This is a genomic window from Gordonia malaquae NBRC 108250, assembly GCF_000344135.1.
Taxonomy (GTDB): Bacteria; Actinomycetota; Actinomycetes; order Mycobacteriales; family Mycobacteriaceae; genus Gordonia; species Gordonia malaquae.
Window position 1 is genome coordinate 1 of the sequence record NZ_BAOP01000079.1, and the last position, 1,684, is coordinate 1,684.

1 protein-coding gene is annotated in these 1,684 nt (G+C 64.7%); it reads left to right on the forward strand.

The genetic code is table 11. The annotated features are described in order from the left end of the window. Positions 1-121: 121 nt before the first annotated feature. Positions 122-1,513 (forward strand): IS1380 family transposase, encoded by a 1,392-nt coding sequence (locus GM1_RS21225; protein WP_040520992.1) that lies wholly within the window; start codon positions 122-124, stop codon positions 1,511-1,513. Positions 1,514-1,684: the final 171 nt, after the last annotated feature.

Here is a 1,684-nt window from a genome sequence, read left to right on the forward strand (position 1 = left end):
CCTGGTTCTTTCATCGGTGAATTCGACTCGCCGACCCTGATGCATGAAGAAAGGTGCTCTCACCTGCGATAATCGTTCTTGCGACAGTCCGATTACGTCAGAGCGAGGGAGCACCTTTCTGGTGAGTAACTCTACCGTGTTCTACCCACACATCCGCGCCACCGGCGACGGCGAGAACCTCGTGTCCCACGCCGGAACCATCCTGTTGACCCGAACAGTCGAGGTCAGCGGCCTCGCGGCCGAGTTGTCGACCGCACTCGCGCCGTGGCGCACGCCCTCCGCAGTCCATGATCCGGGCAAGATCATCGCCGACCTCGCCGTCGCACTGGTCGCCGGCGGCGACTGCCTCGCCGACATCGCCACCATCCGCGAACAACCCGACACGTTCGGCCACGTCGCCTCCGACCCGACCGTCTCCCGCCTGATCTCAACGCTGGCCGCCTCGCCGGTCCAGGCGTTGTCGGCGATCGCTGCGGCTCGAGCAGCGACCCGGGCACGGGTGTGGGCGTTGGCCGGTCCTGCTGCTCCGAACCACGGGATTTCGGCGAAGAACCCACTGGTCATCGACCTCGACGCAACCCTGGTCACCGCACACTCGGACAAGCAGTCAGCGGCGGGAAACTACAAGGGCGGCTACGGTTTTCATCCGATGACCGCGTTCATCGACCACGGGCCCGGCGCGACCGGAGAAGCCGGAACGATCCTGCTACGACCAGGCAATGCCGGATCGAACACCGCCACCGACCACATCACCACCACCCAGCAGTCGTTGGCGCAGATCCCCGACCTACCACCGCGTCCCGGCCGCAAGATCCTGATCCGTACCGACTCGGCCGGCGCCACTCACGACTTCCTCGACTACCTGCACAAACAGCGAGTCTCGTACTCGGTCGGATTCGGTCTCGATGCCCGGTTGGGTGAGATCATCGACCGACTCCCGAAGAAGGCATGGACTCCGGCCTACAACAGCGACCGCGAGCAGCGAGACGGCGCCGACGTCGCCGAGTTGACCGGAGTGATCGACCTGTCGGGGTGGCCGCCGGGGATGCGGGTGATCGTGCGGCGGGAGAAACCCCATCCCGGTGCACAGCTGCGGATCACTGACCGCAACGGGTGGCGATTGACCGCGTTCGCCACGAATACCACGCGCGGGCAGCTGGCTGATCTGGAACTACGGCACCGCCGACGCGCCCGGTGCGAGGATCGGATCCGGCAGGGCAAAGACTGCGGGCTGTTGAACCTTCCGTTGTTCTCGTTCGCGCAGAACCAGGTGTGGACCTCGATCGTAGCGTTGGCGATCGATCTGAACGCGTGGATGCAGATGCTGGCGTTGACCAGCACTGATGCCCGCACGTGGGAGTTGAAGACATTGCGTCTTCGGTTGTTCGCGATCGCGGCTCGGATCGCTCGGCACGCCCGTCAGCGACGGCTGCGGTTCGATGCCCGTGCCAAGTACACCGGTCTGCTGATCGCCGGGCTCGATCGTCTCGACGGCTACCCGAACAGCACGTGACCAGCGTGTCCTGACGTATCCGAACGACCTGAAAGACACCCTCCGGGCCCGTGAAACCCGGCCGTGATCCGGCGGCAACCGGCCAGCCTGTCGTACCCGAACCGCAAAATCAGCCCTGCCGCAATCAATCCGAACCGCTCAGGCAGGGATAGGCACCGGATGAAAGATCGA